This is a genomic window from Sulfurimonas denitrificans DSM 1251 (genome assembly GCF_000012965.1).
In the GTDB taxonomy this organism is placed as follows: domain Bacteria; phylum Campylobacterota; class Campylobacteria; order Campylobacterales; family Sulfurimonadaceae; genus Sulfurimonas; species Sulfurimonas denitrificans.
Genome location: NC_007575.1, coordinates 1,855,339 through 1,870,123, shown reverse-complemented (window position 1 = coordinate 1,870,123; position 14,785 = coordinate 1,855,339). Strand labels below are relative to the sequence as shown.

Annotated in this window: 17 protein-coding genes; 14 read left to right on the top strand and 3 right to left on the bottom strand. The window is 35.8% G+C overall.

The window, feature by feature from the left end:
* Positions 1-137 precede the first annotated feature (137 nt).
* Together SUDEN_RS09290 and SUDEN_RS09285 are read left to right on the top strand one after the other, a co-directional pair.
* A complete protein-coding gene (locus SUDEN_RS09290; RefSeq protein WP_011373400.1) occupies positions 138-575 on the top strand; it encodes a hypothetical protein in 438 nt (145 codons plus the stop codon).
* Positions 572-1,597 (top strand): dipeptide epimerase, encoded by a 1,026-nt coding sequence (locus tag SUDEN_RS09285; RefSeq protein WP_011373399.1) that lies wholly within the window; start codon positions 572-574, stop codon positions 1,595-1,597. The genes SUDEN_RS09290 and SUDEN_RS09285 overlap by 4 nt, the downstream gene beginning before the upstream one ends.
* Here SUDEN_RS09285 and nhaA read toward each other — a convergent pair.
* The gene (gene nhaA, locus SUDEN_RS09280) at positions 1,594-2,928 is read right to left on the bottom strand and encodes a Na+/H+ antiporter NhaA (RefSeq protein WP_011373398.1); all 1,335 of its coding nucleotides are present in this window, start codon (positions 2,926-2,928) and stop codon (positions 1,594-1,596) included. The genes SUDEN_RS09285 and nhaA overlap by 4 nt on opposite strands.
* Positions 2,929-3,013: 85 nt before the next feature.
* On the opposite strand from nhaA, the gene SUDEN_RS09275 reads away from it, so the two are divergent.
* From SUDEN_RS09275 to SUDEN_RS09265, 3 genes are read left to right on the top strand one after another with little or no spacing between them, the layout of a single operon-like run.
* Positions 3,014-4,372: a hypothetical protein gene (locus SUDEN_RS09275; RefSeq protein WP_011373397.1), complete on the top strand. Its 1,359-nt coding sequence runs from the start codon at positions 3,014-3,016 to the stop codon at positions 4,370-4,372.
* Positions 4,369-5,364 carry an AAA family ATPase gene (locus SUDEN_RS09270; RefSeq protein ID WP_011373396.1) on the top strand — a complete coding sequence of 332 codons (996 nt, stop codon included), beginning with the start codon at positions 4,369-4,371 and terminating at the stop codon, positions 5,362-5,364. Before SUDEN_RS09275 ends, SUDEN_RS09270 begins: the two co-directional genes overlap by 4 nt.
* Before the next feature lie 7 nt (positions 5,365-5,371).
* Positions 5,372-6,484 (top strand): vWA domain-containing protein, encoded by a 1,113-nt coding sequence (locus SUDEN_RS09265; RefSeq protein ID WP_011373395.1) that lies wholly within the window; start codon positions 5,372-5,374, stop codon positions 6,482-6,484.
* On the opposite strand, the gene SUDEN_RS09260 is transcribed toward SUDEN_RS09265, so the two are convergent.
* The gene (locus SUDEN_RS09260) at positions 6,481-7,725 is read right to left on the bottom strand and encodes a diguanylate cyclase (RefSeq protein ID WP_011373394.1); all 1,245 of its coding nucleotides are present in this window, start codon (positions 7,723-7,725) and stop codon (positions 6,481-6,483) included. The genes SUDEN_RS09265 and SUDEN_RS09260 overlap by 4 nt on opposite strands.
* Before the next feature lie 50 nt (positions 7,726-7,775).
* Here SUDEN_RS09260 and SUDEN_RS09255 point away from each other — a divergent pair, with 50 nt between their 5' ends.
* Both SUDEN_RS09255 and SUDEN_RS11340 read left to right on the top strand, forming a co-directional pair.
* Entirely contained in the window at positions 7,776-9,044 is a 1,269-nt protein-coding gene (locus tag SUDEN_RS09255) for an ATP-dependent DNA helicase (RefSeq protein ID WP_011373393.1), read from the top strand.
* Positions 9,045-9,074: 30 nt separating this feature from the next.
* Entirely contained in the window at positions 9,075-9,212 is a 138-nt protein-coding gene (locus SUDEN_RS11340; protein ID WP_158301046.1) for a hypothetical protein, read from the top strand.
* 38 nt (positions 9,213-9,250) lie between these two features.
* Here the strand turns inward: SUDEN_RS11340 and SUDEN_RS09250 are convergent, their stop codons facing one another.
* Positions 9,251-9,847: a peroxiredoxin gene (locus tag SUDEN_RS09250; protein ID WP_011373392.1), complete on the bottom strand. Its 597-nt coding sequence runs from the start codon at positions 9,845-9,847 to the stop codon at positions 9,251-9,253.
* Positions 9,848-10,032: 185 nt separating this feature from the next.
* On the opposite strand from SUDEN_RS09250, the gene metK reads away from it, so the two are divergent.
* From metK to SUDEN_RS09215, 7 genes are all read left to right on the top strand, one after another.
* Complete coding sequence (gene metK / locus SUDEN_RS09245) at positions 10,033-11,211, top strand: methionine adenosyltransferase (protein WP_011373391.1); 1,179 nt, start codon at positions 10,033-10,035, stop codon at positions 11,209-11,211.
* Positions 11,212-11,344: 133 nt separating this feature from the next.
* Positions 11,345-11,629 carry a 4Fe-4S dicluster domain-containing protein gene (locus SUDEN_RS09240; protein ID WP_011373390.1) on the top strand — a complete coding sequence of 95 codons (285 nt, stop codon included), beginning with the start codon at positions 11,345-11,347 and terminating at the stop codon, positions 11,627-11,629.
* 141 nt (positions 11,630-11,770) lie between these two features.
* Positions 11,771-12,184 carry a nucleoside-diphosphate kinase gene (ndk, locus tag SUDEN_RS09235; protein ID WP_011373389.1) on the top strand — a complete coding sequence of 138 codons (414 nt, stop codon included), beginning with the start codon at positions 11,771-11,773 and terminating at the stop codon, positions 12,182-12,184.
* Positions 12,185-12,193: 9 nt separating this feature from the next.
* The gene (locus tag SUDEN_RS09230; protein WP_011373388.1) at positions 12,194-12,574 is read left to right on the top strand and encodes a hypothetical protein; all 381 of its coding nucleotides are present in this window, start codon (positions 12,194-12,196) and stop codon (positions 12,572-12,574) included.
* Positions 12,575-12,596: 22 nt separating this feature from the next.
* Complete coding sequence (gene rpmF / locus SUDEN_RS09225; RefSeq protein WP_008335740.1) at positions 12,597-12,746, top strand: 50S ribosomal protein L32; 150 nt, start codon at positions 12,597-12,599, stop codon at positions 12,744-12,746.
* 3 nt (positions 12,747-12,749) lie between these two features.
* Complete coding sequence (gene plsX, locus SUDEN_RS09220; RefSeq protein WP_011373387.1) at positions 12,750-13,748, top strand: phosphate acyltransferase PlsX; 999 nt, start codon at positions 12,750-12,752, stop codon at positions 13,746-13,748.
* Entirely contained in the window at positions 13,748-14,746 is a 999-nt protein-coding gene (locus SUDEN_RS09215) for a beta-ketoacyl-ACP synthase III (RefSeq protein WP_011373386.1), read from the top strand. The genes plsX and SUDEN_RS09215 overlap by 1 nt, the downstream gene beginning before the upstream one ends.
* Positions 14,747-14,785: the final 39 nt, after the last annotated feature.

Here is a 14,785-nt window from a genome sequence, read left to right as displayed (position 1 = left end):
AGAGATTGGCAAGATAACAATATTTGAACTTCAACATTATCAGATACTCAATGCAAAAAAATATCAAAGAAATGGAGGTTATATCTGTGATTATTGTCTTTACTACAATAAACTAATGCAATAAAAGGAGATTAGATATGAATAAAAGAATTTTAATTATTACAGTTTTTCTAAGCAATGTTGTTTTTGCAACGCTTACCCCTCTGCCTCCGACTCAAAGCTCTCTTAAAAATAGTACAATCAACTCACTCTCAAATATGGCAACACTCAATCTTTACAATAGAGGTTTAGACAAAGCCGTAGCAAAGAAAAAGATTTCAGACTCTCTAAGAGGGGATGAAAATAGCAATGATTTGATGATGCAAAACATTCTAAACCAGCTAGATGTGCTAAGTAGAGAGGATTTAGTAAAGTTCGTTAGTGATGCTGCTCTGCACTCTAGAGATGTTGACCTTAGCTCTTATGGCACACTTTTATGTATGGTTCAAAAAAATAGCAAAACTACTCTTGATAAAACAGTGCTAGAGAAGTTACAAAAAATCGCCCTAGAAAATCAAAATATTAGATCCTTATGAAAATAGTAAATATAACAACCCAAGTAGAGAGTATAGAGCTTAAAACTCCATTTAAAACGGCGTTGCGCCAGACTTCACATGTAGAGTTTGTAAGAGTTGAAGTGGAGTGCGACAATGGCTTTGTGGGTATTGGCGAAGCGTCTGCTACAAAGGTTATAACGGGGGAGGATATATACATCATCCTAACTTCAATCGCTAGTGTAGAGGAGCTGTTTTTAAATCTTACATGTGAGGAGGCACTCGGTGCTTTGCATACAAAGTGTGCTATTGGCTCAAGTGCAAAAGCCTCTCTTGATATAGCGTTTGTTCATCTACTCTCGCAAGAGGCTAAAAAACCGCTTTATGAGTACTTTGGAGCCACTGATAAATCGGCGCTAAAGAGTGATATAACTATCAGTTTAAATGAAGCAGATGTTATGCTAAATGATGCCAAAAAAGCCTTTAGCAATGGAATGGATATACTAAAAATAAAAGTTGGAAGCGATATTTTACATGCCATAGATATTGTTAGAAAGATAGCCAAAGAGTTACCAGAGTGCGATATTTTAGTAGATGCAAACCAAGCATGGAGTTTTGAGAATACAGTTTTATTTATAGAAAATATGCTAAATACTCCTATAAAACTTATAGAGCAGCCAGTTGAAGCACCCAACCTTGATGGCTTAAAGAAGATAACCGAGCTCTCACATATACCCATTTTGGCAGATGAAGCGGTATTTACACTCAAAGATGCAAAAAAAGTCATAGAAGAGAAGTGTGCGGACATGATAAATATAAAGCTTATGAAGTGCGGTGGAGTGAGTAAGGCTATTGAGATTTTGGAGTTTGCAAGAAATAGAGAATTTAAGTGTATGTTAGGCTCGATGTTAGAGGGACCATACTCTATAAATATGGCGCTACATTTAGCGTTTGCTTATCGCGATGTTATAGAGTTTGTAGATTTGGACAGCCCTCTGCTTTACAAAGAGATGCCCAAAGAGCTAGATTTTGTGTTTGATGGATGTGAGATAAAACCTCTTTAGTTTGCACTTTTTGCGATAAATCTAAGCCAGATAAAACCAAAGATTCCAGCAAATAGAGATGCTGCTAAAATGCCTATTTTTGCTTGAAATACTAGCTCACTATTTCCAGCAAATGCAAGCTCTGCGATAAATATAGACATCGTAAAGCCTATACCGCCAAGAAAAGCGACACCAAAAACTTGACTCATTGTGCTGCCCTCAGGAAGCTTTGCAATCCCAAGTTTTATAGCAAGATAAGAGATACCAGCTATTCCAAAAACTTTTCCAAAAACAAGACCAGCCATAACTCCCAAAGAGATTGGTTGAAGCAGAGTATCATAGGCAGATGAAAAATTTATTGAAACCCCAGCATTTGCAAGTGCAAAAAGAGGGATAACTACTAAACTCACTGGAAGATGAAGCGAGTGTTCAAGTCTAGCCGATGGAGAGCTTATAGCATCTATTTTGTCTTTTACATTTTGTAGGATTGCTTTTTGCTGTTCATGTAACATGTAGTTATCTTCAATGGGGTAGTTGTCATACTCATCCAATCTCGATTTTACTGATTTTGTGAAATCCATTGGGGTATATTTAGGTCTTGATGGAATTGCCATAGCAGCTATAACTCCAGCCACTGTTGCGTGTATGCCTGATTCCAACATAAATAGCCACATGATAAACCCAACTACAAAGTAAGGGAGTATTGCATGTATGCCAAAACGATTAAATGATACTAAAACCAAAAAAGATATAAAAGCAAAAAGAAGAGGCAGCATGTTAATCTCTTGTGTGTAAAAAAGAGCGATTACAACAACAGCGCCAAGGTCATCAACGATAGCAAGAGCTACTAAAAATGTTACAAGTGATGCTGAGACTCTTCTTCCAAGAAGAACCAAAGCGCTAATTGCAAATGCAATATCTGTAGCCATTGGGATTCCCCATCCAGCCTCCCCTATATCGCCATAGTTTATAGCGTAGTAGATGAGTGCAGGAAGTGCCATCCCTCCGATAGCTGCGAGTATTGGTAGCATTGCAACTTTTATATTTGATAACTCTCCTACTAAAATATTTCTTTTTATCTCAAGCCCGATAATAAAGAAAAAGATAGCCATAAGTCCATCATTTATCCAGTGATGAATACTCTTTGAGAAGCCATAATTTCCAACAAAAATATCTATATTTGTATGAAATATGTGTAGATATTCATCGGAGAGTGGTGAGTTTGCAAGAAGAAGCGCTACTACTGTCATAAGCATTAACATAAGTCCAGTCGTTGTTTGAGCGTGAAGGAACTGCTCAAAAGGTGTAGCTATTTTCTCAAAAGCTCTCTGCCAAGGTGCATATAGTTTCATTGTAAATCCTTTATTTTGAGTTTTGATTATAACTAGAGTAGTTAAATGGCATAAAAATTAAAAGATAAATTGCTATAATCGGAGTATGAATTTAGAACAATTACAAAATAAAAATATACTCTTATTTGGCAAAAGTCGTGCATTTAGCACTGATGAGTTTGCTTCACAGATGAAATTTCATAAGATAGGAGTTGTGAGCGAGTACTCTGATGATGTTGCTTTGGTTGTTGATGGCAAGATGATGACTCCTTATGAGCAAAATGCGAGTAATGCACTTTACGAAGCAAAATCAACTATTCTTGAATTTATCTCTATTGAAGCACTTGAGAGAGAAGTTGCAAAATATATAGATCCAGAGACTCTTCTCATGAGCTTAAAACTTAGCAGAGACAAAGAGAGACTTAAATCTTTCATACAAAATTCAACCATAAAAGATGAACTTTTCTTTAAGCTCTTAAAGATGTACTCATGGGGTGGCGAGGACTTTTTTGAAAATGATGATAATCGTGATGTGAGTGCCGCAATCATACTAAGGTTTTATGAAAATATAGAGAGAAACCATAATGTTCAATACGCTACAACTGGATTTATGCACCTTATATCCCAGAGCAACTCAGCAGAGATAATTGAGATGATATTTGAGCTAGAACCACTGCAAAAAAGCTTACATGTAGAAGCAAATGCTCTAAATTTAAATATCTTGTCTGCAATCGCAACGCATCCTAAGACTCCAAAGAGTATCTTAAATAAACTTATTAAAAAAGCAAATCCAAGAGTTAAAATGCTTATTGCCAAGAGGCAAGATTGTGATGAAGAGATGCAAATAGAGCTTTATAACTCTAAGAATGAAGAAGTTTTAGAAGCTCTTTGCAAGAGTAGGAATTTATCAACTGAGTTAATTCCTAAATTCATAAATGATGAGAAGTACATAAAGTATCTCGCACAAAATCTAAGGTTGGATAGTGAAATTTTTGAAGAGCTAATTAAAAAAACTCCACTAGAGGTTGCTAAAAATAGTTCACTAACCCTTTACATGCAGCAATGTTTAGCTGACTTGAATCTGGATGATGTAAATATCTCTTTAGCAAACAATAACAATTTAGACAATAATGTTGCGATGAGGTTGCTAGAATTTAACTCAAAAATTCTTACAAGTGAGATATATAAAAACAGTACTCTCTCACAAGCAACACTCATAGAAGCATATAAAGATGAGGCAAATCATGCCTCTTTAGCTCAAAATAGCAACACTCCTTGCGAGATACTTGAAGCACTCTTAAATAGTGAGGATATAGAAGTTTTAAAAGCTCTAGCGCAAAACCCAAACACTCCAGTTGAGGTTCTATATCAACTCCAACTTGACTCAAGAGTAGCTCGTCAAGTAAAAGAGAATGCTGCGTTTACAAAACATATACAACAAGAAAATATAGGATGGGAAGTATGAGAGCAACTGATTTGATAGCAACTATTGGCTCTTTAATAGAGCAGAGAGTTCCTACTTTTTTATGGGGCGCACCAGGGATTGGAAAATCCTCCATTATAAAGCAGATAGCCTCAAGCAGAGATATTGGTTTTATAGATTTAAGATTAGCCCTTATGGACCCAACTGATTTAAAAGGAATACCATTTTACGATAAGGAGTCACACACTGCACTCTGGGCACCTCCTGCGTTTTTACCAAAAAATGGCGAGGGAGTTCTGTTTTTGGATGAGTTAAACTCAGCACCGCCAAGTGTCCAAGCTTCAGCGTATCAGTTAATTCTTGATAGAAAAGTTGGCGAGTATGAACTCCCTGATGGTTGGGCAATTGTGGCAGCTGGAAATCGTGATAGTGATAGAGGTGTAACATACCGTATGCCCAGCCCTTTAGCAAACAGATTTGTCCACTTTGAGATGGATGTACATGTAGAAGATTGGCGACTTTGGGCTTATAAAAGCGGTCTTGATGAGCGTGTAATATCTTATATCTCATATAAAAACGAGCATCTCTTTACCTTTGATGCAAAAAGTGATACAAAAAGTTTTGCAACTCCTAGAAGTTGGGAGTATGTAGATAGCATCCTAAAAGCAAATATGCCAAAATCACTTCTGCTTGAGACCATAAGCGGCGCAGTTGGAAGAGATGTCGCAGTCTCTTTTTTATCTTTTATAAAAGTAATAGATAGATTGCCAGATATAAATGAGATATTGGAAACTTCAAATGGCGATTATAGTGATGAAGTAGATGTTCTCTACGCACTAAGTAGCGGACTTGTTAGTGCATATCTTAGAGATAAAAGTGATGAAAAGTTAGAGAACTTACTCAAATACACTTTTGATTTAAAGTCAGAATTTGCGGTTATGATAGTCCAAGATTTACAAAGAAATGGCATCACTATGGGACACTCAGCGTCCTTTAGAGAGTGGGTTAAAAAGTTCGCTTATCTTTTGGGGTAAAAGTTAGATGTCAATTGATCAAAAAATCTCTCAAGCAAAAGCTAAACTTTTAGTTAATTATCCCTTATTTGGTGCACTTGCTTCAAAGCTGGAGTTAAGTGTAAACGATGATATAGAGAGTTTTAAAAGTAATGGTATCAAGCTTGAGTACAACAGTGATTTTTTAGCAGAGCTAAGCGATGGTGAGATGGAGTTTGTATTTGCAAACGGAGCTATGCATGCTTCTTTAGCTCATGAATCCAGACGAAACGGTAGAAGTGGGTGGCTTTGGCAACTCGCAACTGATTATGCAATAAACGATATGTTGGTTAAAAATTCTCTTCTTAGACCTCATGGAGCGCACTATTCAAAGAGATTTAGCGGTATGTATGCTGAGGAGATTTATGCCGAGCTTAAAGATGATATTTTACGTGATGAGCTAGAGTATGAGGCAGATGATATAGAAGATACAAAAAGTGACTCCGATAATCAAAACAGCTCTAAAAATCCAGAATTTATTCAAGAAGAGCAATTATTTGAAGAGTTTGCAAAGGCTAAGTTTGATGAGTCTCAAAAAAATAACGAGATTCCAGCGTCAATGGAGAGATTTTTTACTCTTACATGTAATAGTAAAATAGATTGGCGAGATGAGTTGAGAGTTGCTCTAGATAAGTTTTACAGAGATGACTACACACTTCTTCCTCCAAGTAAAAAGCTTCTATATAGCGGCATATATCTTCCATCCTCAAAGAGTCAAACATTTAGATTTGTTGTTGCCATAGATAGTTCAGGCTCTGTTGATGAGATTCTCTTAGGTACATTTTTAAGTGAACTAAATTTCATTATGAACACCTTTTCAAACTTTCATCTTGATTTGCTTGTGTGTGATGATAAGATTCAAACACATAAAACTTTTTACAGTGGAGATATTTTAGAAGTAGAGCTAAATGGTGGCGGAGCGACTGATTTTAGAGCTGTTTTTGAGTTTATAGAAAAAGGGCAAGAAGATGTAAAACTGCTTCTCTATTTTAGTGATTTGGATGGGATTTTTCCAAAAAACTCTCCAATGTATGAGGTTAAATGGATAGCACCAAAAGAGAGCCAAGTCCCTTTTGGAGAGGTAATAGTTATGGAGCCTTAGTTATGTTCTATGCGGTTTCTTCCGTTTTGTTTTGCGTTGTATAGCAACATATCTGCTTGATTTATGCTCTCATCAAGCGTATCTTCTGGAGATAAAAGCACACCTATTGAGATAGTAAATGTGATTTTTTCTTCATCGCCAAGTGAAAGAAAACTATTTTCAACCTTTTCTCTTAAATTTTCAAAATGAGACAGAGCCTGCTGAGGAGTTTTGTTTTTTAAAACAATACAAAACTCCTCACCGCCAAATCTTGCAACTATATCATCTTGAGAGGTGTTTGCTCTTAAAATATCTGCTAGTTTATTTATCGTTTTATCACCCATTTCATGCCCATAAGTATCATTTATCTTTTTAAAGAAGTCAATATCTATCATAGCAATTGCAAAATGATTGCCATTGGTTAGAGCTTTTTCAAAATATGGATACATGTTGTTGAAAAAATATCTTCTATTGTAAAGACCCGTTAAAAAATCTCTATTTGCATTATTTGTGATTGCATGTATATTTTCTAACGCTTCGATAGAGTTGTTTATGCGACATGAAAACTCCTCTTTTGAGAAAGGTTTTTTAATGTAGTCATTTGCTCCAATTTTTAAAAACATTGCAGTTGTGTCCTCATCATTATCCCCAGAGATTGTGATGATTGTTAAATCATTTTTTGTATATTTTTTTCTAATCTCAGTTGTTAGCTCAAGTCCATCCATCACAGGCATATGATAGTCTGTTAAAACTAAACTTATGTCTGGCACATTATCTAAAATCCCAAGAGCCTCTTCCCCGTGAGCAACTGTTATGACTTTGAAAAACATATTCTCAAGCATGTGAGTCATCTGTTTTCTAAAAACCATAGAGTCATCAACGAGTAATATTTTATGATTTTGATTTTTTTTGAGCCTTGCAATTGTGTTGATGATGAAGTTTATATCATTAACTCCACCCTTATTTACATAGTCAATTATGTTTTTTTTGAGGATATTAGCACGAAATGTTTTATCAATATTTCCACTCAACACGATAACACGATTTCCAGATTCAAGTACATAGTCCACAATTTCGCCATTTGGTGAGTCTGGAAGATTTAGATCAATTAGTGTTAAAAAGTAACTATATCTTTTTAAAAATAGTTTGGCTTCTAAAAAGTTATAGGCAACTTCAACTTCAAAACCAAGCTCTAAATTTATCTTTTTAGCAATCAATTTAGCTAATGTCTTATTATCTTCTACAACTAATATTTTCTCCATAAAATAGGCTTTCCTCGTAAATATTTTTTGCAATTATAGTATAATTTTTTATGAATTTTTTAAATGAGATAGTAGATAAATTAGAATCTAAAAAAAAAGTTTTTTTAACGGGTGGTGCAGGTGTTGGTAAAACTACACTCACAAAGAGTGTTATTTCACACTATGAACAAGATGCAAAAAAAGTTGCTAAACTCGCTTCAACTGGTATGGCAGCTACTTTGATAGGTGGTCAAACACTGCATAGTTTTTTGGATTTGGGAATCGCTAAAGATATAGAGGAGCTTCAAAAAAACTCTAAGTATGAGATAAAAACAAAAGTGCAAAAGCTTATCTCTAGTATGGATTTGATAGTCATTGATGAGATTTCAATGGTAAGTGACACTCTCTTTGAGATGATAGCTCTTCGTTTAGAACAAAGCAACTTCAAAGGTATGCTTCTAGTCGTTGGCGATTTTTTACAGCTTCCTCCAGTTGTTCGTGGATATTCAGAGGTGCATTTTGCTTTTGAGTCTGCCATTTGGGAGAAGTTTAATTTTGAGATAGTTGAGCTAACTCATATATATAGAACAGATGACAAGGAGTTTATAGAGCTTTTAGCTAAAGTAAGAGAGGGTTTTGTGGATGAAGATGTCCATAATGAGTTAAATAGTTATATAAAGCCACTACCGCAAGATTTAAGCGAATTTACTTTTTTATTTGCAAAAAACGACTCTGCAGCCATGCATAATAGAGCTCAGTTAGCTCTGCTTGATAGTGAACTTCATACAAAAGAGGCTCAAATAATCAAACATGTAAAGAGTGTTAAAGATGCAGATGTAGAGCGTTTTATGGATGATGCAAGAATTGAGAGAACTTTAGAGATAAAGATAGGTGCACCTGTTCTCTTTACGAGAAACTCATGGAACTATTTTAATGGAGAGCGAGGAGTTGTTGTAAATATTGACGCTACTTATGTTTATGTACAAAAAAGTGATTTGATTGTTATAAAATTAGAGAGAGTTGCGCAAAATAAATCTCATTGGGTTCAAAAGAGTGTAGATGCAAAACTTCAGTTTGTAGAAGAGAGTCTCTTTAGTATCTTTCAGTTTCCAATCAAGCCCTCATACGCCATAACAATCCACAAATCACAAGGGATGTCGATTGTGGACTTAGTTATACAGAGTAATGAAATTTTTGCGCCATCTCAGTTTTATGTGGCGATTTCAAGAAGTTCAAATCCAAAACGATTAAATCTTATCGCTCCAAAGAGGCAGTGGAGAGATATTATTTTTGTAAATAACAAGGCGATGAGGTTTGTAAAAAATAGCGCTATGCTATAATCGTAAAATAGATTAAAACGGAGATTTTAAATGAGTAGAGTTATAACTGTTTTAGCTGTTATTTTAGCGGTAAGTTTTAGTGCATGCGCAAAAAAAGTGGATGAGTATCACTACAATAGAGCAAAAAATGCTTCAGACAAAGCGATGCAGAGCTTAGATAGAGAGTAATAAACCCTCACTACATGTGAGAGTTTATAAAGAGAAATTTATAGGTTATTTTCGTGCTTTGATAAGTACTCAGCAACACCCTCAGTAGAAGCTTTCATTCCCTCATCACCTTTTTGCCATCCTGCCGCACAAACTTCACCATGCTCATCAGTAAACTGCATAGCGTCAACCATACGAATCATCTCATCAATATTTCTTCCAAGTGGCAAGTCATTTATAACAGCATGACGTACAACACCTTTTCCATCAATCAAGAATGAGCCACGAAGTGCAACAGACTCGCCAAAGAGCACATCATAATCTCTTGAGATTTGTTTTGTAAGGTCTGCAACAAGAGGGTATTTTATGCGACCGATACCACCGCTGTTTACTGGAGTCTCTCTCCATGCAAAGTGTGAAAATTGGCTATCAACTGAAACACCAATTACATTTACATCACGACTCTTAAACTCCTCTATTCTATGAGAAAACGCAATGATTTCAGATGGACATACAAAAGTAAAGTCTAGTGGATAGAAAAACAAAACTGTACCTTTTTTTCCAAAATTTTCTGAGAGTTTAAAGTTTTCAACGATTGACCCATCTGCTAAAACCGCCGTTGCGCTGAAGTCTGGAGCTTGATTTGTTACTAACATATTTATGTCCTTGAATTAGTTAAATTTGTAAAATTCTAACAGAAGTATGCTAATCAAAATACAATATATTTAAGTTAAAAAAAGCTTTAAGAAATAATAAAAGTTTGAGATTTTTCATATAATTTTTTTTGCTATACTTTCGCTGATTTATGAAGAGAAACTTCATATTTCAATAAGGAAAATCGATGACAAAAGAAGAAAAAACTTTAAAAGAGTACATTTTCACTTCAGAGTCTGTAACAGAAGGGCACCCTGATAAGATGGCAGATCAGATTAGTGATGCAATTTTGGATTATATTATTGAACATGATCCTAGTGCACATGTAGCGTGTGAAACACTGGTGTCAAATGGTTTTTGTGTAATTGCAGGCGAACTGAAAACTACAGCTTATGCACCAATGCAAGAGATTGTAAGACGAGTTGTTCAAGAGATAGGCTATACGGATGCAACTTATGGGTTTGATTATCGTTCTGCTGCTGTGCTAAATGGCATAGGAGAGCAATCTCCAGATATAACACAAGGTGTAACTCTCTTGGATGGAGAGATTGGAGCAGGTGATCAAGGACTTATGTTTGGTTATGCTTGTCGTGAAACAGATGTTTTAATGCCTCTACCGATATATTTGGCTCACCTCTTAACCAGACGTTTAGCTGAAGTTCGCAAAGAGGGCATCATTCCATATTTACGTCCAGATGGAAAAGCGCAAATAAGCGTAAAGTACATTGGAGATAAACCAGTGAGTGTTGAAGCAGTAGTTGTCTCAACTCAACATGCTCCAGAGGTATCGCAAGAGAAGATACGTGAAGATGTTATAAGGGATGTTATAAGAGCTGTTATTCCAGCTGAGTTGATGAGTGAAAAAACTCTTTTTCATATCAACCCAACTGGAAAGTTCGTAATCGGCGGACCACAAGGTGATGCAGGTTTGACAGGGCGAAAAATAATAGTTGATACTTATGGCGGAAGTTGCCCTCATGGTGGCGGCGCATTTTCAGGCAAAGACCCTACAAAAGTCGATAGAAGCGCTGCATACGCATGCCGCCATGTAGCAAAAAATCTAGTTGCTGCTGGAGTTTGTGATAGAGTTACCATACAAATAGCCTATGCAATAGGTATTTCAGCACCTGTTTCTATCATGATAGATACGCACAACACTGCGATAGTTGAAGAGAAAAAGATAGAGTCTTGTGTAAAAGAGCTCTTTGATTTAACTCCAAAAGGTATTATAAAATCTCTAGATTTGTTACGTCCTATTTACAGAAAAACAGCTGTTTATGGGCACTTTGGAAGAGAAGAAGAGGGCTTTACATGGGAGCTTACAAACAGAGTAGAGGATATTAAAAAATACCTAAAAATAAACTAACTTTAATTGGGTCATTTTTTATATATAAAAAGCGTAACAAATTCTTCTTATTGCGTTTTTATCTATGCTGTTTTAGCTATCTTTAAAAATCTTTTGTTAAACTTACCACGAAATTAATAATAGGAGAATCCTAATGGCAGTAATTATTGGTGATACATGTATTAACTGCGGCGCTTGCATTGATGAGTGTCCAGTAGAAGCAATTGTAGATGAGGATGATAACCCGACTGGTGAAGAAGTTTACTATGTTTATGCTAATAAATGTGTAGAGTGCGTTGGCCATCATGATGAACCAGCATGTGCTACTGCATGTCCAACTGAAGGGTGTATTACTTGGGATGTTGTAGGTGAGAGTCCTGCTCATCGTGAAGACATTACAGAGAGCATGCGTGGAATTGGCAAGGCTGTAGTAGAATAATTTTTTAAAAATCACAAAGCATTTTCGCTTTGTGATTCTCGCATTTACCCGTTTTTAATCCTAAATTTATCTTTTTAATTTAAAATCAAATCTTTTTTAGATATCATTCCACCCTAATTTTATATATTTATAGGAGATTTGATGGAACGCACACTATCAATAATAAAACCAGATGCCGTTGCTAAAGGTGTTGTCGGTAAGATTTTAGATCGTTTTGAGAGTAATGGTCTTAAAATAGCAGCAACTAGAAAAATGCAGCTCTCACGCGCAGATGCAGAGGCTTTTTATGCTGTTCACTCTGAGAGACCTTTCTTTGGTGATTTAGTTGACTTTATGATTAGCGGTCCAGTAGTTGTTTCAGTATTAGAGGGCGAAGGCGCACTAATTAAAAACCGTAACTTAATGGGAGCTACTAATCCTAAAGAGGCGGAAGCTGGAACAATTCGTGCAGATTTTGCTGAAAATATAGATGCAAATGCTGTTCATGGAAGTGACTCTTTAGAAAATGCGGCTGTTGAAATCGCTTTCTTTTTCTCTGAGAGAGAAATTTCTTAAGTAGATATTTTGAAAGTATCTCTTATAAAGGTCGGTAAAACTCCACTTGACTTTGAAGTTGAGTCTGATAAAATAACTTTTAAAGGTTTTTTACAGTATGATGCCGACAAATTAATTTTGCTAAAAGCACAATTAAATGGGGTAATTAACACAGATTGCGATGTTTGCGCCGAAGAGTTTAAACTTGAGGTAGATGAAGATATAGAATTTTTTATCTCTGATGGAATCTACACAAAGAGTGAAGATACACTTTTAGATGTTGTTGAGTCATTAGACTCTACATTGGATTTAAAAGAGCTTATGAACTCGGAGATAGAACTTATAAAAAGTGACTACAAAAGCTGTGAAAATTGCAAGAAAAATAGTGCTTCTTATGAAGAAGCGTTTTAAATAAAATAGAAAGGATTATATTATGGCAGTACCAAAGAGAAGAGTCTCTCATTCACGTTCAGCAAAGAGAAGAACTCACTACAAAATCACTTTAGCTAAACCAGTTAAAGATAAAGATGGAACTTATAAACTTCCACACCACATTAACCCAACAACTGGTGAGTATAAATAGTCAATGGTGAAGATCGCTATTGACGCAATGGGCGGGGATTTCGGTCCCAAGCCAATTATAGACGGTTGTATTCAAGCTCTCAAACAAAAACTTTTCATTCCTATTCTTGTAGGTAAAAAATCAGAAATTTTACCTCTGTTACCAAAACGTTATAGAGATAAGATTTCTATAGTCGAAGCCGATGATGTTGTATCTATGCATGATGCGGCTACCGATGCACTCAAGAGAAGTGAGAGTTCTATCTATAAAGCAATTGAATTAGTGAAAAATGGAGAGGCACAAGGAGTTGTATCCGCTGGTCACAGTGGTGCAACAATGACGTTGGCTACTCTTAGATTAGGACGTCTAAAGGGTGTTTTGAGACCAGCGCTTGTAGCACTTATGCCTACAAAAAGTTCTCGCAGATCTGTTATACTAGATGTTGGTGCAAATGTTGATTCCAAAGCAGAACACTTGATGCAGTTTGCTGTTATGGGTGGTTGTTACGCTGAGGATATGTTCAAAATTACTACACCATCAATCGGATTATTGGCAAATGGAGAAGAGAAGAGCAAAGGAAATGAGCTTACAAAAGCTACATTCAAACTTCTTGAAGGGTATAAAGGCTTTAAGGGAAATGTTGAGGGAAGTGACATTTTCAATGCAAGCTGCGATGTAATAGTGTGTGATGGTTTTGTAGGAAATTTAGTTCTTAAAGCTTCAGAGGGTGTTGCTTCAACTATAACTGGGCTTATAAAAGAGTACATAAGAAAATCACCAGTAGCAATTACAGGTGCACTCTTAATGAGAAAAGTTTTTGTATTACTTAAAAAACAGATGGATTACGCAGAGATAGGTGGTGCTCCGCTTATCGGTATTCAAGGTTGTGTTATTGTTAGTCATGGAAAAAGCAATCCAAAAGCTATAAAAAATGCAATATTTCAGGCTATAAGCTATGTTGATACTGGTGTAAATGGGCATATTATTCAAAGACTTGAAACCTTAAAAAATAGGGAAAATTAATGGCGTATGCTGCATTTCGCTCAATAGGTGCTTATGTCCCTTCTAAAATCCTCTCGAATGAAGATTTGTCAAAAATGGTTGATACTACTGATGAGTGGATAACTAAACGAACAGGTATAAAAGAGAGACATATTGCAGCAGATGGTGAATTTACAAGTGATATGGGAGCAAAAGCTGCCCAGATTGCTATTGAGAGAAGCGGTATAGAAAAGAACAAAATCGATATGATAGTTTGTGCTACTATTTCGCCAGACTATTTTTGCATGCCCTCAACTGCTACTATAATAAGCACAAAACTAGGTCTTGAAAATGTTACAGCTTTTGATATCTCTGCTGCATGTACAGGATTTGTTTACATACTCTCTATTGCAAAAGCATTTATAGAATCGGGAATGAAAAAAAATGTCTTAATAATTGGTGCGGAGAAGTTATCCTCTATAACTGATTATACAGACAGAGGTACATGTATTCTTTTTGGTGATGGTGCTGGAGCGGCTATTATAAGTGCAACTGATGATAAAAGTGAAGCAATTATAGATATTCACACTGGAGCAGATGGAGAGTTTGCGGATTTGCTGATGTCTCCAAATGGCGGAAGCGGCTCTATTCATGATACTCTAGATCAAGAAGCTAAGAGCTGTTTTATGCAGATGAAGGGCAACGAGACTTTTAAAGTTGCTGTTAAAACTCTCACTAAAGATGTTATTGAAATTTTGCAAGATAACAACATAGAGAGTTCAGAGATTAAGCATTTTGTTCCACATCAAGCAAATCTTAGAATCATAAAAGCAGTTGGCGATGCATTAAAGCTAAACGATGAACAAGTAGTGCTTACTGTTGAGAAGTTTGGAAATACTTCAGGCGCATCTATCCCAATGGCAATAAATGATATATATGAGAGTGGAAAGTTAAAAGCAGGAGAGCTTATGCTCCTTGATGCTTTTGGCGGAGGGCTTACTTGGGGAAGTGCATTGGTTCCTTTTTCACCGTTAAAATAGGCAAAAACAGTTATATAATTATTATCTTTTCTTTATAAC

What these genes read in the sequence shown, in the direction of transcription:
- SUDEN_RS09290 (WP_011373400.1), top strand. Translation starts at nt 138, where the DNA reads ATGAATAAAAGAATTTTAATTATTACAGTTTTTCTAAGCAATGTTGTT.
- SUDEN_RS09285 (WP_011373399.1), top strand. Translation starts at nt 572, where the DNA reads ATGAAAATAGTAAATATAACAACCCAAGTAGAGAGTATAGAGCTTAAA.
- nhaA (WP_011373398.1), bottom strand. Translation starts at nt 2,928, where the DNA reads ATGAAACTATATGCACCTTGGCAGAGAGCTTTTGAGAAAATAGCTACA.
- SUDEN_RS09275 (WP_011373397.1), top strand. Translation starts at nt 3,014, where the DNA reads ATGAATTTAGAACAATTACAAAATAAAAATATACTCTTATTTGGCAAA.
- SUDEN_RS09270 (WP_011373396.1), top strand. Translation starts at nt 4,369, where the DNA reads ATGAGAGCAACTGATTTGATAGCAACTATTGGCTCTTTAATAGAGCAG.
- SUDEN_RS09265 (WP_011373395.1), top strand. Translation starts at nt 5,372, where the DNA reads ATGTCAATTGATCAAAAAATCTCTCAAGCAAAAGCTAAACTTTTAGTT.
- SUDEN_RS09260 (WP_011373394.1), bottom strand. Translation starts at nt 7,725, where the DNA reads ATGGAGAAAATATTAGTTGTAGAAGATAATAAGACATTAGCTAAATTG.
- SUDEN_RS09255 (WP_011373393.1), top strand. Translation starts at nt 7,776, where the DNA reads ATGAATTTTTTAAATGAGATAGTAGATAAATTAGAATCTAAAAAAAAA.
- SUDEN_RS11340 (WP_158301046.1), top strand. Translation starts at nt 9,075, where the DNA reads ATGAGTAGAGTTATAACTGTTTTAGCTGTTATTTTAGCGGTAAGTTTT.
- SUDEN_RS09250 (WP_011373392.1), bottom strand. Translation starts at nt 9,847, where the DNA reads ATGTTAGTAACAAATCAAGCTCCAGACTTCAGCGCAACGGCGGTTTTA.
- metK (WP_011373391.1), top strand. Translation starts at nt 10,033, where the DNA reads ATGACAAAAGAAGAAAAAACTTTAAAAGAGTACATTTTCACTTCAGAG.
- SUDEN_RS09240 (WP_011373390.1), top strand. Translation starts at nt 11,345, where the DNA reads ATGGCAGTAATTATTGGTGATACATGTATTAACTGCGGCGCTTGCATT.
- ndk (WP_011373389.1), top strand. Translation starts at nt 11,771, where the DNA reads ATGGAACGCACACTATCAATAATAAAACCAGATGCCGTTGCTAAAGGT.
- rpmF (WP_008335740.1), top strand. Translation starts at nt 12,597, where the DNA reads ATGGCAGTACCAAAGAGAAGAGTCTCTCATTCACGTTCAGCAAAGAGA.
- plsX (WP_011373387.1), top strand. Translation starts at nt 12,750, where the DNA reads ATGGTGAAGATCGCTATTGACGCAATGGGCGGGGATTTCGGTCCCAAG.
- SUDEN_RS09215 (WP_011373386.1), top strand. Translation starts at nt 13,748, where the DNA reads ATGGCGTATGCTGCATTTCGCTCAATAGGTGCTTATGTCCCTTCTAAA.